This is a genomic window from Pseudomonas sp. NEEL19, from assembly GCF_028751975.1.
GTDB classification, from domain to species: domain Bacteria; phylum Pseudomonadota; class Gammaproteobacteria; order Pseudomonadales; family Pseudomonadaceae; genus Aquipseudomonas; species Aquipseudomonas juntendi.
The window spans coordinates 2167168-2191668 of record NZ_CP081491.1; the positions used below are offsets into that span (position 1 = coordinate 2167168).

The window sequence follows — 24501 nt, forward strand, 5'->3', positions numbered from 1 at the left end:
TTATGCCCGACTTGCGGTTGTTGGCCCCGGGTGTGACGCGTACCATGCCGGCATTCCTATTCATGACAATGCGTACGTCGGCAACCCCATAGACCGGGGCCCTGGCGCGCGACCTGTTGCTTTTTCACGGAGACTCTCTTTCTACAATGAACGGACCTGTACCCAGCCACCTGCCACCCGGCACGGGCAGCGGCAGTTGGCTTAGCGTCATCGCCTTGGCCCTGGCGGCCTTCATTTTCAATACCACCGAATTCGTTCCGGTGGCGCTGCTCAGTGACATTGGCGGCAGCTTCGACATGAGCACTGCACAGGTCGGCCTGATGCTGACCATCTATGCCTGGGTGGTGGCGCTGGCGTCTCTGCCGATGATGCTGCTGACCCGCAACATCGAACGGCGGCGCTTGCTGTTGTTGGTGTTCATGGTGTTCATCGTCAGCCACTTGTTGTCTTGGCTGTCGCAAAGCTTCGCCATGCTGCTGGTCAGTCGCATCGGCATTGCCCTGGCGCATGCGGTGTTCTGGGCCATTACCGCTTCGCTGGCGGTGCGCGTGGCGCCGCCTGGGCAGCAGGCCAAGGCGTTGGGCCTGCTGGCCACCGGCACCACCCTGGCCATGGTGCTTGGCATCCCGCTCGGGCGTGTGGTGGGCGAGGCACTGGGCTGGCGCATCACCTTCCTGAGCATTGCCGGTGTGGCGCTGGCGACCATGGTGTGCCTGATGAAGTCATTGCCGCTGCTGCCCAGCCAGAACTCCGGGTCGTTACGCAGCCTGCCGGTCCTGTTCAGGCGCCCGGCGCTGGTCATCACCTATCTGCTGGTGACCCTGGTGATTACTGCGCAATTCACCGCGTACAGCTATATCGAGCCATTCGCTCTGCACGTGGCGCAGATCGGCGGCGAGCGCACCACGCTGTTGCTGTTGCTGTTCGGGGGGGCAGGGGTACTGGGTTCAGTGTTGTTCAGCCGCTACAGCGAGCGCTTCCCGCAGGGTTTCCTGCTGGGCTCGATGGGGGTGTTGGCGGCGTGCCTGCTGTTGCTGTTGCCACTGTCAGGCAACTTTTACGTGTTCGCGGTGCTGAGCATGTTGTGGGGGGTAGCGATCCTCAGCTTCAGCCTGGCGTTGCAGTCCAGGACCTTGAAGCTGGCGTCTGATGCGACCGACGTGGCCATGGCGCTGTTCTCGGGTATCTACAACATCGGCATCGGGGGCGGGGCCCTGCTGGGCAGCATTGTCAGCAGCCGGCTGGATGTGGCGTACATTGGCCTGGTGGGTGGTAGTGTGGCGGTGGTCGGGTTGTTGCTGGCCGTGGCCAGCGCCCGGCGCTTGCGGGAGGCGCTACCGCACTGACCGGTCAGGCCCTCCGATGGGCTGCGCGGCAGCCCAAAAACCGGTGGCAGGGCGTCAGGCCAGCACAGCTGCCCATGCTGAAATCAGCAAAAGCCCCGCCAACAGTTGGTTGAACACCCGTAACCGCTGCGGCGCCTGCAACCAGCGGGCGCTGCCTGCCCCCAGTACCGCCCATGCCCCCATGCACGGCAGGGCAACCAGGCAGAACACCAACGCCAACTGCCACACCGGTAACCTGGGTGCGGCAAATACCCCCACCACCGCCACGGCCATCAACCATACCTTGGGGTTGACCGCCTGCAGCAAGGCGGCGCTGAGGGCGCTGAAGCCTTGCGCCGTACCCGCGTGCAGCGGTGCCCCGGCACTGCGCAGCATTTTCCACGCCAGCCCGCTCAACCACAGCGCTCCGGCCCAGCTCATCAGTTGTTGTGCCAGTGGGTGGCGCAGCAACAGCTCGCCCAGCCCCAGGCCCACCAGCAGCACAATCGTCGCTGCCGTGCAGCAGGCCGCCAGGATCGGCAACAGGCTGGCCCGTACGCCCAGGCGGGCGCCGTGCGCCAGGATCAACAGGTTGGTTGGCCCCGGGCTGAGGCTGGCGACCAAAGCAAACAGGATGAAGGGCAGCATCGACTGAGACATGGGAACGCTCCAGAGCATCAAAGCCCCATGCTCGCTGTTGCCAAGCGGTTCAGTCTGGAAGGTTTGAGCAGCGCCTGCGGTAGTCGGCCGGCGTCAGCTGGTAGGCACGGCGAAACCAGCGGCCCAGGTGGCTCTGGTCGGCAAAGCCCAAGGCCACGGCCACTTGCGCCGAGCTCTGGCCTTGGGCGAGCAACCGCCGCGCCCGGGTCAGGCGCAGCTGGATGAGGTAGGCATGCGGGGCAATGCCGAAGGCGGCCTTGAACGCCCGGGTGAGGCGAAAACGGTCGATGCCGCAGGCCCGGGCCAGGTCGTCGAGGCCAATGTCACGTTCCAGGTTGGCATGCAGGTAGTCCCGCGCGCGCTGCGCGCTCAGCGGCAGGCGCGGGTCGGGGTTGATGCGCCGGCGCCAGTGCAGGTGGCAGGTCAGGCGGGCAAGCAGTTCGTCGGTGGCGGTTTGCCGGACGATGCGCAAGTCCTGGTCGTGAACCGCGCGGAAGGCGAGGGCGGTGGCGCTTGCCAAACGTTGGTCATGGCAAAGGGTGTCGGCAAAGCTCGGCAGGCTGCCGCCCGGCGCGTGCTCGAACAGCGACCGCAATTGCTGGTCGAGCCAGAGCGGGTCCAGGTACAACGTGGAGTAGGTGAAGCCTTCCTCGGTGGGGGCCAGGCCATCGTGGATATCGCCAGGCTCGAGCAAGAACACCTGCCCGGGTGTGCTGCGGTGGCGCACCCGACGGCAATTGAACTGCTGCACCCCCTGTTCGGTGACGCCCACCAGAAAGCTGTCGTGCCAGTGCGGGTCGTAGGCATGCCCGACAAAATGCGCCCGCACCGACTCGATGCCGGTGTCGGCGTCCTGCTTGAAGTCTATCCAGTTGCTCATGGGGGCATGCCGCCGATTCAAAACGCCAACCTAGCGTAACGGTTGAGTTCAGTCTGGAACAATTGTGCAGCCGCTGGCCAGTGCCGGTTCACGCAGCGCCTCGAAGCGCTCGCGTAGCCACAGGTGCAGTTGGGTTACCGCCGGGGTGAGCTGTTTGCGATGCGGGCAAACCAGCGTGACCGGGGTCGATTCGCCGAGCAGTCCGGGGAGAACGACCTCCAGTTCGCCGGTGGCAATGTTGGCGCTGACGTCCAGCCACGACTTGTACACGATGCCTTCACCCTGTACGGCCAAACGGCGGATGACGTCGGCGTCGTCGCTGACCAGCGGCCCGCGCACCTGCACGGTGCGGTTGCCCAGTTGCCATTTGTCGTACACCCGGTTGTGCTGCATGTACAACAGGCATGCATGCTGCTGCAGCGCATCGGGGGTGAGTGGGCGGCCGTGCCGGGCCAGGTAGTCGGGCGAGGCGACCAGCACCCGGCGGTTCCAGGCAGCCAGCGGCAGGGCGATGTAGTTGGCGTCCTGGTTGTGGCCATAGCGGATGGCCACGTCTACCGGGTCACGGTTGAGGTCGGCGATCTGGTCAGAGAGAAAGAAGCGCACCTGCAACGCCGGGTGCTCGCGGCGGAAGGCGCTGAGCCATGGCAACAGCATGTTGCGGCCCATGTCGGAGGGCGCCGACACCTGCAGCGTACCGCGCAGGGTGTCAGGGTTGCCATGCAGGTCTTCGTGGCCCTGGCGCAGGCTCTCCAGCACATTCAGTGCGGTCGGCAGGTAGCGCTCGCCCTCTGCGGTCAGGCGCAGGCTGCGGGTAGTGCGGGCGAACAGACGCACGTCCAGGTCGCGCTCCAGGCGCTTGATGGCCGCAGCCACCTGGCCAGGCAGCAAGCCCGCTTCGTGGGCAGCGGCGGTGAAGCTGCCCAGCACGCTGCTACGGGCGAACAGCTCAAGGTCTGCGATGCGCAGCATTTTCACTCCAGGGCCGAAAGTGTTGCTGCATTGTGCCGGTTTTTCTTTTCTGCAGGAAAGATAAGATGAGCGGCAAATTCACTGCTCATACCTGGAGTCGTTGCATGGATACCGTCTCGCTGGCCAAGCGCCGTTACACCACCAAAGCCTACGATGCCTCACGCCGTATTCCCCAGGCCACGGTCGATGCCTTGCTCGAGCAACTGCGCCACAGCCCGTCCTCGGTCAATTCCCAGCCCTGGCACTTCATCGTCGCCGACGGCGCCGAAGGCAAGGCCCGCCTGGCCAAGAGCACCTCGCAGGGCTACGCCTACAACACGCCGAAGCTGCTCGATGCTTCGCACGTGATCGTGTTCTGCACCCGTACCGAAATGACGGAAGCGCACCTGGACAGCGTGCTGGACCAAGAGGCCGCCGACGGGCGCTTCCGGGACGACCAGGCGCGCGCGGCGCAAAACCAGAGCCGCCGTCACTACGTTGACCTGCACCGCTTCGATCTGAAGGACGTGCAGCACTGGATGGAGAAACAGACTTACCTGGCCCTGGGCACAGCGTTGCTGGGGGCTGCGGCGCTGGGGCTGGATGCCACGCCCATTGAAGGTTTCGACAGCAAGCTGCTGGATGCCGAACTGGGCTTGCGCGAGCGGGGGTTCACCAGCGTGGTAATGCTCTGCCTGGGCTATCGCAGTGAGGCCGACTTCAATGCCGGCCTGGGCAAGTCGCGCTTGCCGGCAGCGCAGGTATTCACCTTCCTGTAAGCGCGGCGCCAGGGTAAAGCCCGCCAGTCAAGCCCTGGTGGCAGCCATTGGGCTGCTGTGCAGCCCATCGCCGGCAAGCCAGCTCCCACAGGGATCGCATCAGGGCTGACAGGTGTTTGTCAGAAGATATGCAGCGCCTGTTAGATCGAGCGCCGCCCGCGCGGCGCTTCGCGGGTAAACCCGCTCCTACATTTGTTTCGGGCCAGTATTGCCTGTGCCGGACGCGCGCGACCGCCTTGTTTTTACGACGCGATATCGTGGTGGGCGCCAAGGCGTTCGCGCGCAAATCCCACAGGCATAATTGGCCCGAAAGAAATGTAGGAGCGGGTTTACCCGCGAAGCGCCGCGCGGGCGGCGCTCGATCTCACAGACGCTGAAGATGCTGCGGCTACCCTTGCCAGAAACCATAGAATCTCCCACAGGGCCCGCGCAAGAGGCGGGTTACCACAAGGCTGCCGACGCCGTAGCCAGTACCCTGGCAAACACCTCCAGCGCCTTGTCGACTTCGGCGTCGGTGCTGAAACGGCCTATGCTCAGTCGCACGCTGTTGCGCGCCTGGTGCTCATTCAGCCCCAGCGCCAGTAGCACGTGGGACGCCGTGTTGCTGGCCGAGTTGCACGCCGAGGTGGTGGACAACGCCAGTTCGCTGGCCAGCGCCGCACTGTTGAAGCCCGGGCTGTCGATGCACAGGTTCAGGGTGTGCGGGATGCGTTGCGTGGCGCAGCCATTGAGGCTGACCCCGGGCAACTTCAGCAAGCCTTCCTGCAGCCGCGTGGCCAGCTGCGCAAGGCGCAGGTACTCGCTGTCGCCGGGCTGCCCGGCCAGGGCGAACGCACTGCCCATGCCGGCAATCTGGTGAGTGGCCAAGGTCCCGGAACGCAGGCCCTGTTCATGGCCACCGCCGTGGATCTGTGCGCGCAGTACCGGGCGCGCGCGAGGCCCGACGTACAGGGCGCCGATGCCTTTGGGCCCATAGACCTTGTGCGCCGAGAACGACATCAGGTCGACAGCCATCGCGCGCAGGTCGATCGCCAGTTTGCCCACTGCCTGTGCGGCGTCCACGTGCAACAGGGCACCCTGCGCGCGAACGCACTCGCCAATGGCGGCAACGTCGGTGACCGTGCCCAGTTCATTGTTGACGGCCATCAGCGATACCAGGCGGGTATCGGCGCGCAACGCGGCTTGTACCGCCGCGGGCTGGATCAGGCCACGGGCATCAGGTGCCAGGCGCGTGACCGCCCAGCCTTGGCGCTCCAGTTCGGCCACGGTGTCGAGTACGGCTTTGTGTTCCAGCAGGCTGGTGACCAGGTGCCCGCGGTGGTCGATGCCGTTGGCAACGCCTTTGAGTGCCAGGTTGTTCGACTCGGTGGCGCCAGAGGTCCATACCAGCGCTTCGGCCGGGGCGCCAATGCGCTCGGCCACTTGCTGTCGCGCCTGGTCCACCACACTGCGGGCGGCCTGGCCGTAGGCATGGCCACTGGAGGCCGGGTTGCCGAAGTTGGCCTGGCGGCCAAGGCAGGCGAGTATGGTTTCGACCACCCGGTCATCGACCGGGGTAGTGGCGGCGTAATCGAAGTACAGCGGGGCGTTAGGCATCGGGGCATGTCCATGTTTGTCGCCGTGGGGTCGGCGATCGTTGGCATCAGCCTATCGTGCGGTCGAAAGATGCTTTTCGCTTCCCGCTGGGCTATTTGTGGCGTATTTGCATGCTTGTTCTATTTGATTTCCTTTCTGGAGAATATTTTTCTCGATTCATTCTTTCGCACAGCACACCGTGATACGCATCGACCGGTTTCAGCGCGCATTTTAGGCAGGTTCAAGCGCTTTTTCTTCGTCGGCTACCACACGTTGGCACAGTTCGGTGATCTGCTCGCGCATCCAGCGATTGGCCGGGTCCTGGTCGGTGCTTTCGTGCCAGTACAGGTGCGTTTCCAGGGCCGGGACCTCCACCGGCAGCGGGTGGTAGCGCAGCTGATGACGGCGAGCGAAACGCTCCGGGACGGTCATTGCCATGTCGGTCTGCTGCAACACTTGCGAGGCCATCAGGTAGTGCTGCGAGCGCAGGGCGACCTTGCGTTGCACGCCCATCTTGCCCAAGGCCAGGTCGACATACCCCAGGCCGTTGCGGCGGCTGGAAATGTGGATATGGGTCATGCCCAGGTAGCTATCGAGGGTCAGTTTGCTGTCCGCCAGCGGGTGGCCCTGGCGCAGGGCACAGACGTAGCGGTCTTGCATCAATTTCACGTGGCGGACCTGGGGGTCGGTGTTCAACGGCGCGTCGATGGCGAAATCCAGGCGGCCGGCGGCCAGCTCCTTGGTGGTTTCACGGCGCTTGCACAGGAAACTCTCGATCAGCACCGCCGGCGCCAGGCGGCGCAGCCGCTGGAACAGGGGCGGCAGAATGACCGCTTCGGTCAGGTCGGTCATGCTGATACGGAAGGTTTTGTTGGCCTGTTGCGGGTTGAAAATGCGGCTTTCCTGTACTGAGGTGCGCAGCAGCGCCAGGGCGTTGCGCACCGGGCCGATGATGTTCTGCGCCATGGGCGTGGGCACCATGCCTTGCGCAGTGCGCACGAACAGCGGGTCGTTGAAGGTTTCGCGCAGGCGCGACAGGGCGTTGGAGACCGCCGGCTGGGTGATACCGACGATCTGCCCGGCGCGGGTGAGGTTGGCTTCGGTGTAGATCGCATCGAACACGATGAACAGGTTGAGGTCGACCTTGCTGAGGTTCATGGGCGCCGCTCTTTGTTGGAGTTATCTGCCGATCATATATCGGTTATGAATGTTCATACACGCGGAAAATAGACTAGGTGGATCGGGTTGCGCTGCTCTAGGCTCTGGCCATGTTCTTCGAACCGTGAAGGTAACCCCGATGGATTTCGCCTATTCGCCCAAGGTCCAGGCACTGCGCGAACGTGTCACCGCGTTCATGGATGCTTATGTCTACCCCGCCGAGGCGGTGTTTGACCGCCAGGTCGCCGAGGGTGACCGCTGGCAGCCCACCGCGATCATGGAAGAGCTCAAGGCCAAGGCCCGCGCCGAGGGGCTATGGAACCTGTTCCTGCCCGAGTCGGAGTACGGCGCTGGCCTGAGCAACCTGGAGTACGCGCCGCTGGCCGAAATCATGGGCCGCTCACTGCTCGGCCCGGAGCCGTTCAACTGTTCGGCCCCGGATACCGGCAACATGGAGGTGCTGGTGCGCTACGGCAGCCAGGCGCAGAAACGCCAGTGGCTGGAGCCGCTACTGCGGGGTGAGATTCGTTCCTCCTTCGCCATGACCGAGCCGGATGTGGCTTCCTCGGACGCGACCAACATGGTCGCGACCGCGGTGCGTGACGGTGACGAGTGGGTGATCAATGGGCGCAAATGGTGGACGTCTGGTGCGTGCGACCCGCGCTGCAAGGTGATGATCTTCATGGGCCTGTCCAATCCGGAAGGCCCGCGTCACCAGCAGCACTCGATGGTATTGGTGCCAACCGATACGCCTGGTGTGAAGATTGTTCGCCCGCTGCCGGTATTCGGCTACGACGATGCCCCGCATGGCCACGCCGAGGTGCTGTTCGAGAACGTGAGGGTGCCGTATGAAAACGTGATTCTCGGCGAGGGCCGCGGCTTCGAGATCGCCCAGGGGCGCCTGGGCCCTGGGCGTATCCACCACTGCATGCGTTCTGTCGGCATGGCCGAACGGGCGCTGGAGCTGATGTGCAAGCGCTCGGTTGCGCGCACCGCCTTCGGCAAGCCTCTGGCACGCCTGGGGGGCAACGTCGACAAGATTGCCGATTCGCGCATGGAAATCGACATGGCCCGGCTACTCACGCTCAAAGCGGCGTACATGATGGACACGGTCGGCAACAAGGTCGCGCGCAGCGAGATCGCGCAGATCAAGGTGGTGGCGCCGAACGTGGCGCTGAAGGTGATCGACCGGGCGATCCAGCTGCATGGCGGGGCAGGGGTGAGCGGCGATTTCCCGCTGGCGTACATGTACGCCATGCAACGCACCCTGCGCCTGGCCGACGGGCCCGATGAAGTGCACCGGGCGGCGATCGGCAAGTATGAGATTGGCAAGTATGTGCCGGCAGAGATGTTGCGCAGCGGGCGGTGAGGCAGGCTGATTCTCGTCAGGCCTACTCTTTGTGGCCGGCATTGGCTTGGGGGGTACCGTGTGCCGGCGGCTGATCCACCACAGCCGGCTTCTGCCCCCGCGTCTTGAGCAGCGAAACCACCACCCCACCCAGCAACAGCCCGAATGTCACACCCAACGACAGCAACGCCGGCACCTTGCCGACCATGCCATGGTAGAAGATCTTGCAGCCGATGAAGATCAACACCAGCGCCAATGCGTACTTGAGGTATACGAACCGGTGCATCAGCGCCGACAACGCAAAGTACAGCGAGCGCAGGCCAAGAATGGCAAAGATGTTCGAGGTGTAGACAATGAACGGGTCTTGGGTGATGGCGAAGATCGCGGGTACGCTGTCCACTGCGAACACCAGGTCGGCCAGCTCGATCAGCACCAGTGCCAGGAACAGCGGCGTTGCATGGCGCAGGGCCTTGTTCTGCCCCGGGGGTGTCTGGCGGACAAAGAAGTGCGAGCCATGGATCTCGTCGGTCACCCGCAGGTGCCGGCGCACGAACTTGAGGATTGGGTTGTTGGCCAGGTCTGGATGGCTGTCTTCTTTGGACAGCGCCATCTTCACCCCGGTGAACAGCAGGAAGGCCCCGAAGAGGTACAGCACCCAGGCGAAGTTCTGCACCAGTGCTGCGCCCACCCCGATCATGATCGCGCGCAGGATCACCACCCCGAGGATGCCCCAGAACAGCACGCGGTGCTGGTAACGGCGGGGGATGGCGAAATAGCTGAAAATCATGGCCATGACGAACACGTTGTCCATCGACAGCGATTGCTCGACCAGGAAGCCGGTGTAGAACTCCAGCGCCGATTGCGCGCCTAGCTGAAACCAGACCCAACCGCCGAACAGCACGCCGATGCTGAAGTAGCCGGAGTACAACAGCAGGCTCTCGCGCATGCCGATTTCACGTTCGTGACGGTGCAGTATGCCGAGGTCGAGTACCAGCAGGCCGATGACGATGGCCATGAACACCAGCCACAACCAGGTGCTGGTACCGAGGAACGGGGTGGTGAGAAACGCCTGTAGAGCTGTCATGAGCCCCTCCTTGAATGTCGACGTTGCGTGGCAACAGTGATCCGACATCACGGCGTGGCAGCCGTCAGAGGGGCCCGGTATCACATAGGCCTGAGGCTAGACCTGTTTGCCTGCGCTGCCGAATCCGGAGCTGTTACATTTGTTTGCCAGGCGGCCGTGAACAGCATCACCCTGTTGCTCAGTACACCCACACCTCCACACGCTGGTTGTGCAGCCGCCCTTGTTCACGTTCGTTGCCGGCCACAGGCAATTCAGCGCCCATGCCGGTCACCTGCAGCACTGCGACGCCGTTACGTGCCAACTGGCGGCGCACCGCCTGCGCCCGCAAGCGCGACAGCAGCGCAGCGCGGCCTGGGGTCAGCTTGGGGTCGCCGAAGCCAACCAGCACTGTCTTGCCTTGTAGCTTGCCGGCTTGGTGGAGGTAATCGGCCACCCGTTGCACATCACGCAGGGCCTTGTTGTCGAGGTTGGCGCTGCCTGCCTGAAAGCGAAAGTTCACGCTCAGCCGTTGTGCCTGCTTGGCCAGGTTGCGGTAGCGCGGCGGCATGCCTGCCTGTGGTGGCACTGGCAGGGCCTGTATCTGCTGCGAAACGAACCCCTGCTGGGCGACGATGGCCTGGCCTGCCGGGCTTTGGGCGAAGTCCGCGAGGGCTTTGGCGGGTGGTTTGGGGTTGGCCGGCAGATAGAAGTACAAGCGCCGTGACAGGGGGTAGTCCTCGCTGGCCACCAGGGCGCGCGCTGGCAGCATGGCCGGGGCGTCCCCTTCAGCCACCGCCAGCACCTTGGCCCCATGAATGGCGGCCAGGCTACTGAAGCCAATGGCCTGGCGGTCGGTGCTCACCCGTGCAGCCAGTTCGTCACTGGATTCGAAGCGCTGGGCCTGGGCTGACAGTGCCGCGTGCTGTGGCGCCAGTACCAGTGCCTTGAAGGTTTCAAAGGTGCCGGAGCGGTCGTCACGGGCGTACAGGTGAATGGCCCCGCCGGAAATGCCCAATTCTTCCCAACGCTGGATCTGACCAGAGAAAACTTGCGCCAGTTGCCCTGTGCTGAGCTGCGGCAGCGGGTTGTCGGGGTGGACAATGACCGCCACGCCGTCCAGGGCAATGACTTGCTCGGAAGCGGCAGCACGCAGGTCGCCCAACGCTTGCAACTGGAGTACTTCGTTGTCGTTGATCGGCCGTGAGGCGGCGGCCAGGTCGGCCTCGCCCTCAACCAGGGCGGTGAAGCCGGTGCTGGAACCGTGGGCAGCGATGTCGATGCGTACCGCTTGGCCCTGCGGGTCGCGGGCCGTGATCACGGTTTCGTTGGGCAGCTTGCCGGCCTGGCGTTCGATCGCGCTGGCTTGCTGCGCACGGAGCTGGCCCTCGACCAGCGCCGGCAGCAGGGCTGCGCCGATGGTATTGGAGCCTTGCACACGCAAATGAACCGGTTCGGCCACGGTGGCCAGTGGTAGCACGGTGAGCAGTAGCACAAGCAGGCGCGGCATGCCGGGTGGCCCTGTGGCATAGAGTTGGCCGGCAGATTACGACAGGGGCGTGATGATAATGTGACAGTCAATGGGCTTGAGGCCGTCGAGGCTGGTGTGCAGCCCATCGCCGGCAAGCCGGCTCCCACACCGATAGCAATGTTCTCAAGACCTGTGCTGTATGTTGTGGAGCGGGTTCACACACGAATACGGTGGTACCTGCACCGCACCATGCTGGCAGAAACTGGCCAGCAGGCCCGGCCCTTTCGCGGGTTCACCCGCGAATACGGTGGTACCGGCAACGCACAATGCCTGGCAGAAATCGGCCCGCAGGCCCGGCCCTGTCGCGGGTGAACCCGCTCCTACGACGGGCGAGGGCGGCCGGCGGTCCTGCGGGGCCGGGCCGGCATCATCGATCGATGTAGGAGCGGGTTCACCCGCGAATACGGTGGTACCGGCAACGCACAATGCCTGGCAGAAATCGGCCCGCAGGTCCGGCCCTTTCGCGGGTGAACCCGCTCCTACGACGGGCGGGGGTGGCCGGTAGTCCTGCGGGGCTGGGCGGGCATCATTGATCGAGGGAGCCGGCTTGCCGGCGATGGGCCGCAAGGCGGCCCTGGCGGTCTCAATGCGCGCCGGCCGATTTGCTCAGGTCGCTCTCGGCCCATTCGGTGTAGATGCAGGCATCTGCCACTGCCCAGCGCACCTTCACGCTGTCCCCTGGCTGCATCGGCATACCCGCTGCAGACAGTGCCTTGACCGTCAGTTCGGTACCACCAGCAGTTACCACATGGCAGGTTTGGCTTTCCCCCAGGAACAGTACCTCGCCAACCTTGGCGCTGACCTCGTTCCAGCCTGCCGGCAGCGGCTGGCGCGCGGCTTGTTCGGCAGTCAGGGCCAGGGCTTTTTCCGGGCGGACCATGATCAGCGCATCCTGCGAGGCTGCCAGCCCCGGGGTCAGGCGGATGGCCACCGGCTGGCCTTCGAAGCTGGCTGCGCCGTTGCTGCTGGCCTTGATCCGCAGGAAGTTGGAGTTGCCCAGGAACGATGCCACAAACGCATTCGGCGGGTTCTGGTACAGGTCGTAGCCGGTGCCCAGGCCAACGACCTTGCCGTGGCTGAAAATGGCAATGCGCTGCGACAGGCGCATGGCCTCTTCCTGGTCGTGGGTCACGTAGACAATGGTGATGCCGAGGCGGCGGTGCAGCTGACGCAGCTCGTCCTGCAGGTCTTCACGCAGCTTCTTGTCCAAGGCCCCGAGCGGCTCGTCCATCAGCAGAATGCGTGGCTCGTACACCAGCGCGCGGGCAATCGCCACACGTTGCTGCTGGCCGCCGGACATCTGCGACGGCTTGCGGTGGGCGAACTGTTCCAGTTGCACCAGCTTGAGCATGGCATCGACGCGCTTGCTGGTTTCGCCCGCATTGAGTTTGCGAATGGCCAGCGGAAAGGCGATGTTGTCGCGCACGTTCAGGTGCGGGAACAACGAGTAACGCTGGAACACCATGCCGATATCACGCTTGTGCGGCGGCACGTTGACCAGCGACTGGCCGTCGACCAGGATCTCGCCGCTGCTCGGCGTTTCGAAACCGGCCAGCATCGACAGGGTGGTGGACTTGCCCGAGCCGCTGGAGCCGAGAAAGGTCAGAAACTCGCCTTCCTGGATCTCCAGGTCGAGGTTGTCCACGGCGGTGAAGTCGCCGTAGCGCTTGTTCAGGCCACGCAGGCTGACCAGGGTCTTGCCGTGCGCGTTGTCTTTGATCACTGCACTCATTGTTGTTATCTCCGCGCTCAGGCGTTTTCGGTGCGCCGGCGCAAGGCGGCGGCAATGAACATGACCAGCAGCGAAAGGCCGATCAGCAAGGTCGAGGCCACGGCGATCACCGGGCTCAGGTCCTGGCGCAGGGTGGTCCACATCTTCACTGGCAAGGTCTGCAGGTCGGGGCTGGCCATCATCACGCTCAGTACCACTTCATCCCAGGACACCAGGAAGGCGAACAGGCCCCCGGCAATCATCCCCGGGCGAATGGCCGGGAAGGTGACCTTGAAGATCGCCTGCAGGCGCGACGCGCCGCAGATCACGGCGGCGTCCTCGATCGACTGGTCGAACAGCTTCAGCGAGTTGATGATCGAAATGATGGTAAAGGGCAGGGCGACGATCACATGGCTGACCACGAATGCGAACAGCGTGCCGGTATAGCCCAGCTTGAGGAACAGCGCGTACACCGCCACCGCAATGATCACCAGCGGCACGATCATTGGCATGGTGAACAGCCCGTACAGCAGTTCACGGCCCGGGAAGCGGCCACGCACCAGGGCGAACGCGCTGGGTAACCCCAGCAGCACCGCTGCAACGGTGGTCAGCACGGCCACCTTGAAGCTGGCCAGTGCAGCCTCCATCCACTCGGGGTTGGAAAAGAACTGGCCGTACCACTTGAGGGTCCAGCCGGGCGGCGGGAAGACCAGCCACTGCGACGACCCGAACGACAGCAACACGATGAACACTACCGGCAGCAGCAGGAAGGCTGCGATCACCCCGGTGGTCAGGTACAGGCCTGTGCGCAGCGGGCGGCCCATGGCATTGGGGGAAAGGAGCATGGCGGTTTACCTCGGGTTGCCAACCGGGGACTCCGGCTGCAGCTTCAGGTACAGGTAGAAGAGCACCAGGGTGATCAACACCAGCAGTGCGGCGGCGGCGCTGGCCAGGCCCCAGTTGAGGAACGACTGCACCTGCTGGATGATGAATTCCGGCAGCATCATGTTCTGCGCCCCGCCCAGCAGTGCCGGGGTGACGTAGTAACCGAGCGACATCACGAACACCATCAGCGCCCCGGAAAACAGCCCCGAGCGGCACAGTGGCAGGAACACCTTCCAGAAGTTGGTCCACGGGCTGGCGCCACAGATCGAGCCTGCCTGCAGCACCATCGGGTCGATGGCGTGCATGGTCGCCTGCAGCGGCAGCACGATGAACGGGATCATGATGTAGCTCATGCCGATCACTACACCGGTCAGGTTATGCACCATCTCCAGCGGGGCATCGATGATGCCCATGGCCATCAACGCCTTGTTGATTACCCCCGAACTCTGCAGTAGCACCAGCCACGAGTAGGTGCGTGCCAGCAGGCTGGTCCACATCGACAGCAGCACGATGTTCAGCAGCCAGCGGCCCCAGCCTTTGGGCACCAAGGTGATCGCCCACGCCAGCGGGAACCCCAGCAGCACGCTGATCAGGGTGACCACACCGGCCACCGAGAAGGTGTTGAACAGCACCCGTGCGTAAGCCGAGTTGGCGAACAGCTGCTCGTAGTTGCCCAGCCCGGGCGTTGGCTCCAGTACCCCGCGCAGCAACAGGCCGATCAGCGGGGCGAAGAAGAACAGACCCAGGAACAGCAAGGCCGGCAGCAGGTTGCGGCTGCCTTTCCAGCGCTGGCTCAGGCCCACGCGGCGCGGTACGGTGCCCGGAGCGCCAGCCCCCGTGGGGGCACCTTGCGCGTTATGCAGGGCGTTGATGGCGACTTTCATTTGACCAACCACTCATTCCAGCGCGCGGCGATGGCCTGGCCGTTCTTGGCCCAGTAGGCGAAGTCGAGGGTGACCTGGTCCTGGGCATGGGCGGTAGGCAGGTTGGGTGCAAGGTCCTTGTCCAGCTTGGCCACGCTGTCGACGTTGACCGGCGCGTAGGCGGTCTTGTTGGCGAACTCGGCCTGGCCTTCGGCGCTGCTGGCGTTGGCCAGGAACTTCATGGCCGCGTCCTTGTTCTTGGCGCCCTTGGGGATGACCAGAAAATCGGCCATGACCAGGTTCTGCTTCCAGCTCACACCCACCGGGGCACCGTCTTGCTGCAGGGCGTAGACGCGGCCGTTCCAGAACTGGCCCAGCGCAGCTTCACCAGAGGCCAGCAATTGCTGCGACTGAGCGCCACCGCCCCACCAGACGATGTCTTTCTTGATGGTGTCGAGCTTCTTGAAGGCGCGGTCCAGGTCCAGCGGGTAGAGCTTGTCGGGGGCTACACCGTCGGCCAGCAGGGCCAGTTCCAGCACGCCTGGGCTGGGCCATTTGTACAAGGCGCGTTTGCCAGGGTAGGTCTTGGTGTCGAACAGCGCGGCCCAGTCGACTGGCTTGTTGGCACCGAGCTTGCCTTCGTTGTAACCGAGCACGAAGGAGAAGAAGAACGAGCCGACACCGTGGTCGGACACAAAGCGTGGGTCGATCTTGTCGCGCTTGATCTGGGTGAAATCGAGGGGTTCGAGCAAGCCTTCGCTGGCGGCGCGCAGGGCAAAGTCGGCTTCCACGTCGACCACGTCCCATTGCACGTTACCGCTCTCGACCATGGCCTTGAGCTTGCCATAGTCGGTCGGGCCGTCCTGGACTACCTTGATGTCGGTCGCTTTGGTGAAGGGAACGGCCCACGCTTCTTTCTGGGCGTCCTGGGTGGTCCCGCCCCAGCTGACGAAGTTGAGGCTGTCGGCGGCTTGGGCGGCCTGACATGCCAGGGTCAGCAGGCTGGCAGACAGCACTGCGGTTACACGTTTGCTCAACAGCATGGTTACGCCCTCGTTGCTTTTGTTATTCGAGGCTGGGCTTGTGGTGCGCCCGCCAATAGTGTTCGGGGAGCAGCTAAAACAAAGTGTCGATGGCCATCTGGCGTTGTGGATGCCGGCCAGCAGATTCAAGGTCTACGGGATATCATATTATGGTATTCCAAACTTTTGGCAAGAGGTATGAGGCGACCGGCCATCACTCTGTCCTCTGCATGCTTGCGCGAACCCCTGTAGGAGCGGCCTTGCGTCGCGAAAGGGCCGCAAAGCGGCCCCAACAATTCATGTGTCGACGCTGAGAACCTGGGGCCGCTATGCGGCCCTTTCGCGACGCACGGCCGCGCCTACAAGGCACTGCGTCAGCCCACCAGGCCTGGCTCAAAGGGAATGCTCTGCACCACCTCCAGCTCATAACCCGCCAGCCCCGCATATTTCAGCGGCGGCCCCAGGTGGCGCAGCTTGCCCACCCCCAGGTCCTGCAGAATCTGTGCTCCGGTGCCCACTTCCGAGTACACCTTGGACTGCCCGCGCTGGTAAGGCCGCACCGGTTGGGTCAGCTGTGGTACCCGCTCCAGCAATGCCTGCGAGGATTCATGGTTGGCCAGGACCACCACTACGCCGCTGCCTTCCTCGGCCACCTTCTGCAGTGCCGCCCACAGGGTCCAGTTGGCGGGGCCGGCGTACTCGGCACCAACCAGGTCGCGCAGGGGGTCGATCACATGCACCCTGACCAGGGTTGGCTGCTCGCGGCGGATGTCGCCCATTACCATGGCCATGTGCACGCCACCTTCGATGCGGTCTTCATAGGTGACCAGGCGGAAGGTGCCATGCACGGTCGGCAGTTCACGTTCGCCGATGCGCTTGATGGTCTGCTCGGTGCTCAGTCGGTAGTGGATCAGGTCGGCGATGGTGCCGATCTTGATGCCATGCCGTGCAGCGAACACCTCAAGGTCCGGGCGACGCGCCATGGTGCCGTCGTCGTTGAGCACTTCGACGATCACCGAGGCCGGGCTGAAGCCGGCCAGGCGCGCAAGGTCGCAACCCGCTTCGGTGTGGCCGGCGCGGGTCAGTACGCCGCCTTCGCGGGCACGCAGGGGGAATATATGGCCGGGTTGGACCAGGTCTTCGGGGCGGGCCGTGGGGGCCATGGCGGCGGCCACGGTACGTGCCCGGTCGGCGGCAGAGATGCCCGTAGTGACGCCCGTGGCAGCTTCGATCGACACGGTGAACGCGGTGCTGAACACACTGCCGTTGGCCGGTACCATCTGCTCCAGCCCCAGGCGTTGGCAGTGATCGTCGGTCAGGGTCAGGCAGATCAGGCCCCGTGCTTCGCGGGCCATGAAGTTGATGGCCTGGGCGTCGCAACGCTCGGCGGCGATCAGCAGGTCGCCTTCGTTTTCGCGATCCTCGTCATCCACCAGCAGGACCATCTTGCCTTGCCGGTAGTCCTCGAGAAGTTCCTCTATGGTGTTGAAAGCCATGTTGCACGCTCGCTGTGGTGGTGTCATTTTTATGGTATACCATCATACACAAGTATCGGCTAATCAGGAGAAGGCGCATGAAGGCCTATTGGATCGCCCATGTGGACGTGACCGACCCGGAGCAGTACCAGCAATACACCCAACGCGCCCCGGCTGCCTTCCAGGCGTTCGGTGGCCGCTTTCTGGCCCGTGGCGGGCGCAGCGAGGCGCTGGAAGGGCGGCCCACACCTCAGCGTAGCGTGGTGATCGAATTCGATTCCTACGCGCAGGCGGTGGCGTGTTACCGGTCTGAGCTGTACCAGGAGGCGTGCAGCCATCGCCAAGGGGTAGCGAAGGCCGACGTGATCATCGTTGAAGGGGTGGGGCCGTGAGTGTTGGTTGATGCCCCTGACGCCGGCGAGCCGGCGATAGGGCTAATACTGGCAAAACAGAAGCTCAAGGCGCTTGCGTAACGTGCACGTTGTCGATGACCATGCGCGGATTTTCGCCGTCTTCAACCATGTGAAGGTGCAGTATTTCAGGGCCGTTCACCGTTAGCTCATCGGACCCATAATGCATACCTTCACGGTCACTCAGCCGTTTGTGGTTGTCCGTGAAGGTGAGATCTCTGGTACATAGATCACTGCACCCCCAGTCGTAACTTACGCGGCGGGTACCTGTGCCAGGCAGCAGAATTTCGGTTGAACCGTCGAACGTAAGATGTTTTGCCTTTATGGCGCTTCCATCGCCGCTGTGCGAATCGTCGCTGATCCCACCCGTGCCATGTAGTTTGAATGTCGTCTGGTCAACCTTGAATTCCTTGCGGTCACCGACCTGCTCGGACTCGAAATCGACCTCCGAAGTCACGATGGGGCGACCTACCGCTTGGTCTTGCTCATCGTAGGTGAGCTGCATAACCTGATCCTTGGCCGTGGGCAGCTTGATTCGGATTACAGGCACCGCCTGGCCATACGCTGCGTGATACCGGAACTGGTCGAACTGCGCCAGCAAGCCAGCCTGCGTCTGACCCTCGACATAGAAAAATGCGAAAACAGGCAAGTCGGCGCCCACGCCGACTTGCCAGGCAGGGAGCAAAATCTCGTTGTAGCCCATCCACGCATCTGCGCTCAAACCTGCCCTGACTTTTATCGGCATCTCGAACCATCGGGCCTTCATGTTCGCGGGTGCTTCGCGAAGGTCCCACCCGCAGACTCTTGATTTTCTGATGTCATCTTCGCTGTACGTTGCCAACCACGCTTCGGCATCCTTCACGCCGACCTTCTGGCACGCATCCGTGGTGCTCTCAAACCCATCATGCGGGCCGCACCCCTGCGCGGTTTCGCGGTTGTCCGTGCCACCATCGATGGGGAAGGTGCACAGTACTTCGAGCTCGCGCAGCTTGCCGTGCTGGATGGCCTGCAGAGGCGGGAACAAATAACCATTGAAGCGTTCCGCCGCCCTGCCGAAGTTGGTATCGCGGCGCACCCAGGAAAACGCTATGGCGCCTTTATCCAAGTGCTTGCGGCTCGGGTCCCAAGGTAGCGATTCTGGGCTGAAACCGGTGGCACGCATTTCAAAACCGCTGCACAGGTAGCTGGGTTTGTCAGGCCCACCACAGTCTTCGGTGACCGAGTCGTACCAGACTTTCAGTTGCGTAACCGCCTGTTCACCCCGCTTGTTCAATTCGATCAACTGCTGTGACTTGGCTGTTGCGCTTGTGAGTGCCTGAGTCTGCGCGGGCGGACGGGCAGGCAGCACAGAGGACGTGTGCGACACGCAACCGATCAAACTTGCCAGGGTTAGAAGCGACAGGGCTATTCGTGTCCACATTGGCGAGCACCTTTTTCTGAGTGGAGTAGCACAGCCGCACGCATAGCTATCGTGGGCTTTGGTGCAATTTGCGCACAGGAAAAAAGTGGCGGCTACTGGCAGTTCTATCAGCATTCGGGCCAAGCCCAGGTGACCGAGCGCCAACATCTCGATTGGGCCTGGGCAGGTCTTCCGGTCATGGGCTCAGTTCAGGTGCGCTTTGAGTTCGGCGCCAGCCTGGCGCATTGCCGCCTTGACCGCCGGTACCTGGCTCAGCGGGTTGAGCAGCCCATAGTCATGGATCATGCCGTTGTAGCGCACCGAGGTCACCGGCACGCCGGCGGCATTCAGCTTGCGGGCATAGGCCTCACCTTCATCACGCAGCACGTCGAACTCGGCTGTTTGCACCAGCGCTGGCGGCAAGCCTTGCAACTGTTCGGTGGTGGCCCGCAGAGGCGCGGCGTAGATCTGTTCCCGCGCCTTGGCATCCGTGGTGTAGTTGTCCCAGAACCACTTCATCATGCCGGTGGTCAGGAAGTGCCCTTCGGCAAACTGTTTGTACGAAGCGGTTTCGAAGCTGGCGTCCGTCACCGGCCACAGCAACAGCTGGAAGCGCAGGGCCGGGGTGCCAGCTTCTTTGGCCTTCAGCGCCACGACCGCCGCCATGTTGCCACCGACGCTGTTGCCAGCCACGCCCAGGCGCTTGCCATCCACGCCGATCTGCTGGCCGTGCTCGGCCACCCAGCGGGTCGCGGCATAGGCTTGGTTGATCGCGGTTGGGTAGTGCGCCTCCGGCGACGGGGTGTAGTCGACATAGACCGCCACTGCCCCAGAGCCAACCACCAGGTCACGGATCAGCCGCTGGTGGGTCGGGAAGTCGCCGAGCACCCAGCCACCGCCATGGAAGAACATGAATACCGGCAACGCCCCTTTGACATTGGCCGGGCGAACCACCTGCAGCTTGATCGACTGGCCGTCGGCCTCGATGGTGCGTTCCTTCACCTCGATCCCGGAGAGGTCAACCTTGACCGAGGCCTGGGCGCCGGTCAGCACCGCGCGGGCATCTTTCGGGCTGAGTTGCTCCAGTGGCTTGCCGCCGCCTTGCTCCAGGGCTTCGAGGAAGGCCTGGGTGCGTTGCTCCACGCCGGGGCTTCCCGCAGCGAACGCGCTGGAAAGGGACAGCGCCAGAAGCGAGGCGGTGAGTGTTTTGTGGACAATGTTCATGGGCGAATCCTTTTCTGTGCAAGTGTCGGGGGTGGGCGTCTTGCCTGGCCTGCTGGGCCATCGCTGCGACCTGTGCGTAGATTAGGCAGGTGCGCTCGTGGGAAAAAGCCGCTATAAAGCGTTTTACTGTCACCAAGAGCGAGACAATGAACCCCTACGAAGACATGCGAATCTTTGCCCAGGTGATGGAGGCCGGCAGTTTCACCGCCGCCGCCGACCGCCTGGGGATGTCCAAGCAATCGGTGAGCCGGCGCCTGATGCAACTCGAAGCGCGCCTGGGCGTGCGCCTGCTCAACCGCTCCACCCGGCGCCTGGACGCCACGCCGCTGGGCCAGCAGTACTACCAGTCGGCCATGCGCCTGCTCGGTGAAGTGCAGCAGGTGGAGCACGACATCAGCGGCCAGGCCCAGGCCTTGCGCGGCACCTTGCGCCTGAGCGCGCCATTGTCGTTCGCCATGGCGCACCTGGGCTGTTTGCTGACCGAGTTTCTGCAGTTGCATGCGCAGGTGGATGTGGAGGTGGACCTCAGTGACCGGGCGGTGGACCTGATCGGCGAAGGCTATGACCTGGCGTTGCGGATTGGCGCGCTGGAGGACTCCAGCCTGATCGCCCGGCGCATCGCCGATGTGCAGCGGGTGTACTGCGCGAGCCCGGCCTACCTGGCGGCGCGCGGTGTGCCGGCCAGGCCGGAAGACCTGGCCGGGCATGACTGCCTGCCGTATGGGCATTCGCGGCAGGTGCAGTGGCAGTTTCGGCAGGCTGGCAAGGCCCAGGCGATTCAGGTGGCCGGGCGCATGCGCGCGAACAATGGTGAAATCCTAAGGGACGCGGCGATTGCCGGCATGGGGGTGACTTACCTGCCGACCTTCATCGTAGGGCAAGCGCTGGCCGATGGGCGCCTGGTCACGGTGCTGGATGACTGGCGGCCGCCGGCATTGCAGCTGTCGGCGGTGTACCCGCAGCACCGGCAGGTGGCGCGGCCGGTGCAAGGGTTCGTGAACTTCCTGCGTGAGCGCTTGCTGCAGTTGTAAAGCCAGGGCACGGGCGACAAAAGATCGCTTCTACAAGCACCCGCAAAAACTGGCTATGCTTGGCCCATGACCAGCTCTCCACCGTTGCGCCAGCCTTGCCCCCCTGGCGCCTGCATTTGTGGCCGCGAACAACTGCCCGACCACCCGCAGACCGCCCAGCGCATCCTCCTGCTGACCCGCCAGGAAGAAAAGCGCCTGCTCGAGCGCCTGGAAAACCTGAAAGACCTTGAAGACCTGCAGCGCCTGCAACAACGCCTGTTCGACAATCTCGGCATTCGCGTGCACATCGCCCCGGGCTTCAATGAGGTGCGGACCATGCGCGGCATCGTCATCGAACTGGATAATCAGCCCGGGCTGTGCCGCAAGACCCGGCAGGCGATCCCGGCGGCGATCCGCCGCGGGCTGGAACGCAATCCCGAGGTTGCGTTCCGCCTGCTCGATACCCACGACCTGCTGCGCGATGCATGAGATGAAGTTAATTTTCCGCCGGCTTGCTACGTCTACTTGAAAGCCTCCTGCGCCAAGCGCGCAGCGGTACTCATCATTCAAGGAGACAGGCAATGACTTCTGTATTCGACCGCGAAGATATCCAGTTCCAGGTAGTGGTCAACCACGAAGAGCAATACTCGATCTGGCCCGACTACAAAGCCATCCCCAACGGCTGGCGTGCAGTGGGCAAAAGTGGCCTGAAAAAGGAATGCCTGGCGTACATCGACGAGGTGTGGACCGACATGCGCCCCCTCAGCCTGCGCCAGAAAATGGCCGAAGCCGCCCCCCAGTGACTGCACTGAACCTGCTGTGCCTGCCGTACTCGGGGGCCAGCGCCATGGTCTACAGCCGCTGGCGGCGCAAGCTGCCGTCGTGGGTGCAGGTACGCCCGGTGGAGCTGCCCGGGCGCGGCGCACGCATGGCCGAGCCGCTGCACACCGACATGCAGGCGCTGGCCCGGCAACTGGCCAGCGAGCAGCACCTGGCCGCCAATGCACCCTATGCGTTGCTGGGCCACAGCCTGGGTGCCTTGCTGGCCTTCGAGCTGGCGCATGAGCTGCAAGCGCTGGGCTGCCCGGCGCCGCTGGCGTTGTTCGCCTGCGGCACGGCGGCCCCGACCCGGCGCGAAGATTACGATGGCAGGCGCTGGCGCGAGCCCAAAACCGACGCCGAGCTGATCAGCGAGCTGCGTGAGCTGCAAGGCACGCCCGAGGAAGTGCTGGCCAATGCCGAGTTGATGAGCCTGACCTTGCCGACACTGCGCGCCGATTTCCTGCTGTGCGGCACCTACGCCTACCGTCAGCGGCCGGCCCTGAGCTGCCCGCTGCATGTGCTGGCCGGCACTGATGACCGGGCCAATGACGAGCAACTGCGGGCCTGGGGCAAAGAAACCCACGGCGAGTTTTCGCTGCAGATGTTCCCCGGCGGGCACTTCTTCATCCACGAGCATGAAGACCGTGTACTCGACGCCCTCACTGCCTTGCTGCAACCGTTGCGCCTGTCCGCCTGATTGACGTCACCGCTTGCCTGGGGGAGGCTAGGCCTTTTCCCAGGCAAGGGGCAGAGCATGCTGATCGATCCACACAAGGCCACGCTGCTGGTCGTCGACATCCAGGAAAAGCTCATCGGCGCCATGAGCGACGCCGAAGGCACCCGGGCGCGGGCCCGCTGGCTGCTGGCGGCGACCGCCGAGCTGGAGCTGCCGGTGGTGATTTCCGAACAGTACCCCAAGGGTCTGGGCCACACCCTGGCCGAGTTGCTGGCGGCGGCACCGGCCGCCCAGGTGGTCGAGAAAAGCCATTTTTCCTGCGTTGCCGCCCAATGTTTGCCCGACAGCCTGATGGCCCGTGAACAGGTGATCGTGTGTGGCATGGAAACCCATGTCTGCGTGCTGCAGACCGTGCTCGGCCTGCTGGCGCTGGGCAAGCAGGTGTTCGTGGTCGAAGATGCCTGTGACAGCCGCACGGCGGCCAGCAAGGCAGCGGGCCTGGCGCGCATGCGCGAAGCCGGTGCGCAGGTAGTGACCCGGGAAATGGTGCTGTTCGAGCTGATGGGGAGTGCGGCGCATCCGTTGTTCCGCCACATCAGCAAGACCTACCTGGTCGGTGAACAGCCCTGAACGGCCGGTTATGGGCGGCAGGCATGTTGGCCCTTGCACTGCTGCAAGGTTGCGCCGGGCGCCGCGAAGAAGTGCCCGCAGCGGACCCGGCCGAGGTTCGCGCCCAACTGCTGCGGTTGCTGCCCACGCAAGCCCGCGACCGCGAGGGCTGGGCCAAGGACATCCAGGTGGCCTTCGAAACCCAGCGCATCCCCCCCAGCAAGAGCAACCTGTGTACCGTGTTGGCGGTCACCGAGCAGGAGTCGACCTTCACCGCCGACCCACAGGTGCCCAACCTGGGGCGTATCGCCCGTGAAGAAATCGACCGCCGCGCCGCGCGCCTGCACATCCCCAGGTTGCTGATCGATGGTGCGTTGAAAACGCCGTCTGGCAACGGCCAAAGCTACCAGCAGCGGCTACAGGCAGTGCGCAGCGAGAAACAGTTGAGCGAATTGTACGACGAGGTCATTGCCCGGCTCCCGTTGGGCAGGACCTTGCTTGGCGGGCTGAACCCGGTGCATACCGGCGGGCCGATGCAGGTCAGCATCGATTTTGCCGAACAGCATGCGCAGGGGTACCCCTACAGCCATGACGGCAGCATTCGCCAGGAGGTGTTCACCCGGCGCGGTGGCATGTACTTCGGTATCGCCCACTTGTTGGGTTACCCAGCCAGCTACGAACGCCCGCTCTACCGCTTCGCCGATTTCAATGCGGGCTGGTACGCCAGCCGCAATGCGGCGTTTCAAGCGGCGCTGAGCAAGGTCACGGGTGTACGCCTGGCGCTGGACGGCGACCTGATCGCACCGGGGGCGATCATGCCGGGCGCGACCGAAACGGCGGCGCGCAAACTGGGCGGGAAGCTGGGGCTGCGCAACCCGCAGATTCGCCGCCAACTGGAGGACGGCGACAGCCTGGCGTTCGAGGACAGCAAGCTGTACGCCGGGGTATTTGCCCTGGCCGACGCGGCCGCTGGCAAGCCGCTCCCGCGAGCGGTGCTGCCGGGGATCGAACTGAAGAGCCCGAAGATTACCCGCAAGCTGACCACGGCGTGGTTTGCAGGGCGGGTAGACGAGCGTTACCAACGGTGCATGAAGCGCTAGCGCCCAGGTGCACTGTCAATGTCGCCAC

General features: G+C 63.9%; 24 protein-coding genes. 10 read left to right on the plus strand and 14 right to left on the minus strand.

The genetic code is table 11. The features are described from left to right. Window positions 1–146 precede the first annotated feature (146 nt). Window positions 147–1346, plus strand: coding sequence for a sugar transporter (locus K4A76_RS09720; RefSeq protein WP_236184991.1), 1200 nt, complete (start codon window positions 147–149; stop codon window positions 1344–1346). Between the two features lie 54 nt (window positions 1347–1400). Here the strand turns inward: K4A76_RS09720 and K4A76_RS09725 are convergent, their stop codons facing one another. The 3 genes from K4A76_RS09725 to K4A76_RS09735 are packed head-to-tail and all read right to left on the minus strand — an operon-like array spanning window position 1401 to window position 3837. After that, window positions 1401–1985, minus strand: a complete 585-nt coding sequence (locus tag K4A76_RS09725) for a LysE family translocator (RefSeq protein ID WP_009683966.1) — start codon at window positions 1983–1985, stop codon at window positions 1401–1403. Between the two features lie 49 nt (window positions 1986–2034). Continuing rightward, window positions 2035–2865 (minus strand): AraC family transcriptional regulator, encoded by an 831-nt coding sequence (locus tag K4A76_RS09730; protein WP_197885999.1) that lies wholly within the window; start codon window positions 2863–2865, stop codon window positions 2035–2037. A 48-nt stretch (window positions 2866–2913) separates the two neighbouring features. After that, on the minus strand, window positions 2914–3837 hold the full coding sequence (locus tag K4A76_RS09735; RefSeq protein ID WP_009683964.1) for a LysR family transcriptional regulator: 924 nt from the start codon (window positions 3835–3837) through the stop codon (window positions 2914–2916). Between the two features lie 104 nt (window positions 3838–3941). Here K4A76_RS09735 and nfsB point away from each other — a divergent pair, with 104 nt between their 5' ends. Then, window positions 3942–4595, plus strand: a complete 654-nt coding sequence (nfsB, locus tag K4A76_RS09740; protein ID WP_110679505.1) for an oxygen-insensitive NAD(P)H nitroreductase — start codon at window positions 3942–3944, stop codon at window positions 4593–4595. 441 nt (window positions 4596–5036) lie between these two features. On the opposite strand, the gene K4A76_RS09745 is transcribed toward nfsB, so the two are convergent. Next, a complete protein-coding gene (locus tag K4A76_RS09745; RefSeq protein WP_274412043.1) occupies window positions 5037–6191 on the minus strand; it encodes a cysteine desulfurase family protein in 1155 nt (384 codons plus the stop codon). A 210-nt stretch (window positions 6192–6401) separates the two neighbouring features. Continuing rightward, entirely contained in the window at window positions 6402–7328 is a 927-nt protein-coding gene (locus K4A76_RS09750; RefSeq protein WP_054914004.1) for a LysR family transcriptional regulator, read from the minus strand. Window positions 7329–7467: 139 nt separating this feature from the next. Here K4A76_RS09750 and K4A76_RS09755 point away from each other — a divergent pair, with 139 nt between their 5' ends. After that, window positions 7468–8697, plus strand: a complete 1230-nt coding sequence (locus K4A76_RS09755) for an acyl-CoA dehydrogenase (RefSeq protein ID WP_054914005.1) — start codon at window positions 7468–7470, stop codon at window positions 8695–8697. Between the two features lie 22 nt (window positions 8698–8719). Here the strand turns inward: K4A76_RS09755 and K4A76_RS09760 are convergent, their stop codons facing one another. The 7 genes from K4A76_RS09760 to ribBA form a co-directional block, all read right to left on the minus strand. Beyond that, window positions 8720–9760, minus strand: coding sequence for a TerC family protein (locus K4A76_RS09760; RefSeq protein ID WP_274412044.1), 1041 nt, complete (start codon window positions 9758–9760; stop codon window positions 8720–8722). A gap of 178 nt (window positions 9761–9938) precedes the next feature. Next, on the minus strand, window positions 9939–11246 hold the full coding sequence (locus tag K4A76_RS09765) for a substrate-binding domain-containing protein (protein WP_274412045.1): 1308 nt from the start codon (window positions 11244–11246) through the stop codon (window positions 9939–9941). 604 nt (window positions 11247–11850) lie between these two features. Further along, window positions 11851–12999: an ABC transporter ATP-binding protein gene (locus K4A76_RS09770; RefSeq protein ID WP_274412046.1), complete on the minus strand. Its 1149-nt coding sequence runs from the start codon at window positions 12997–12999 to the stop codon at window positions 11851–11853. A gap of 17 nt (window positions 13000–13016) precedes the next feature. Then, window positions 13017–13823 (minus strand): ABC transporter permease, encoded by an 807-nt coding sequence (locus K4A76_RS09775; RefSeq protein WP_009686434.1) that lies wholly within the window; start codon window positions 13821–13823, stop codon window positions 13017–13019. Window positions 13824–13829: 6 nt separating this feature from the next. Beyond that, complete coding sequence (locus K4A76_RS09780) at window positions 13830–14747, minus strand: ABC transporter permease (RefSeq protein WP_009686435.1); 918 nt, start codon at window positions 14745–14747, stop codon at window positions 13830–13832. Continuing rightward, window positions 14744–15769 carry an ABC transporter substrate-binding protein gene (locus K4A76_RS09785; RefSeq protein ID WP_009686436.1) on the minus strand — a complete coding sequence of 342 codons (1026 nt, stop codon included), beginning with the start codon at window positions 15767–15769 and terminating at the stop codon, window positions 14744–14746. Before K4A76_RS09785 ends, K4A76_RS09780 begins: the two co-directional genes overlap by 4 nt. A 353-nt stretch (window positions 15770–16122) precedes the next feature. Next, the gene (gene ribBA / locus K4A76_RS09790) at window positions 16123–17244 is read right to left on the minus strand and encodes a bifunctional 3,4-dihydroxy-2-butanone-4-phosphate synthase/GTP cyclohydrolase II (protein WP_029887298.1); all 1122 of its coding nucleotides are present in this window, start codon (window positions 17242–17244) and stop codon (window positions 16123–16125) included. 77 nt (window positions 17245–17321) lie between these two features. On the opposite strand from ribBA, the gene K4A76_RS09795 reads away from it, so the two are divergent. Beyond that, entirely contained in the window at window positions 17322–17615 is a 294-nt protein-coding gene (locus K4A76_RS09795) for a DUF1330 domain-containing protein (RefSeq protein WP_110678535.1), read from the plus strand. A gap of 64 nt (window positions 17616–17679) precedes the next feature. Here K4A76_RS09795 and K4A76_RS09800 read toward each other — a convergent pair whose 3' ends face one another. Together K4A76_RS09800 and K4A76_RS09805 are read right to left on the minus strand one after the other, a co-directional pair. Beyond that, the gene (locus tag K4A76_RS09800; RefSeq protein WP_274412047.1) at window positions 17680–18915 is read right to left on the minus strand and encodes a hypothetical protein; all 1236 of its coding nucleotides are present in this window, start codon (window positions 18913–18915) and stop codon (window positions 17680–17682) included. A 321-nt stretch (window positions 18916–19236) separates the two neighbouring features. Further along, window positions 19237–20256, minus strand: coding sequence for an alpha/beta hydrolase (locus K4A76_RS09805; RefSeq protein WP_274412048.1), 1020 nt, complete (start codon window positions 20254–20256; stop codon window positions 19237–19239). Window positions 20257–20402: 146 nt separating this feature from the next. On the opposite strand from K4A76_RS09805, the gene K4A76_RS09810 reads away from it, so the two are divergent. The 6 genes from K4A76_RS09810 to K4A76_RS09835 all read left to right on the plus strand — a co-directional run bounded on the left by K4A76_RS09810 (window position 20403) and on the right by K4A76_RS09835 (window position 24473). Beyond that, a complete protein-coding gene (locus K4A76_RS09810; RefSeq protein WP_047149663.1) occupies window positions 20403–21287 on the plus strand; it encodes a LysR family transcriptional regulator in 885 nt (294 codons plus the stop codon). Between the two features lie 66 nt (window positions 21288–21353). Beyond that, entirely contained in the window at window positions 21354–21755 is a 402-nt protein-coding gene (locus tag K4A76_RS09815) for a hypothetical protein (RefSeq protein ID WP_236184974.1), read from the plus strand. A 92-nt stretch (window positions 21756–21847) separates the two neighbouring features. Beyond that, complete coding sequence (locus K4A76_RS09820; RefSeq protein ID WP_009686443.1) at window positions 21848–22069, plus strand: MbtH family protein; 222 nt, start codon at window positions 21848–21850, stop codon at window positions 22067–22069. After that, complete coding sequence (locus tag K4A76_RS09825; protein ID WP_274412049.1) at window positions 22066–22785, plus strand: thioesterase II family protein; 720 nt, start codon at window positions 22066–22068, stop codon at window positions 22783–22785. The genes K4A76_RS09820 and K4A76_RS09825 overlap by 4 nt, the downstream gene beginning before the upstream one ends. Window positions 22786–22842: 57 nt before the next feature. Then, window positions 22843–23394, plus strand: a complete 552-nt coding sequence (locus K4A76_RS09830; RefSeq protein WP_054911720.1) for a hydrolase — start codon at window positions 22843–22845, stop codon at window positions 23392–23394. Window positions 23395–23417: 23 nt separating this feature from the next. Then, window positions 23418–24473, plus strand: a complete 1056-nt coding sequence (locus K4A76_RS09835; RefSeq protein WP_338000124.1) for a DUF1615 domain-containing protein — start codon at window positions 23418–23420, stop codon at window positions 24471–24473. Window positions 24474–24501 lie beyond the last annotated feature (28 nt).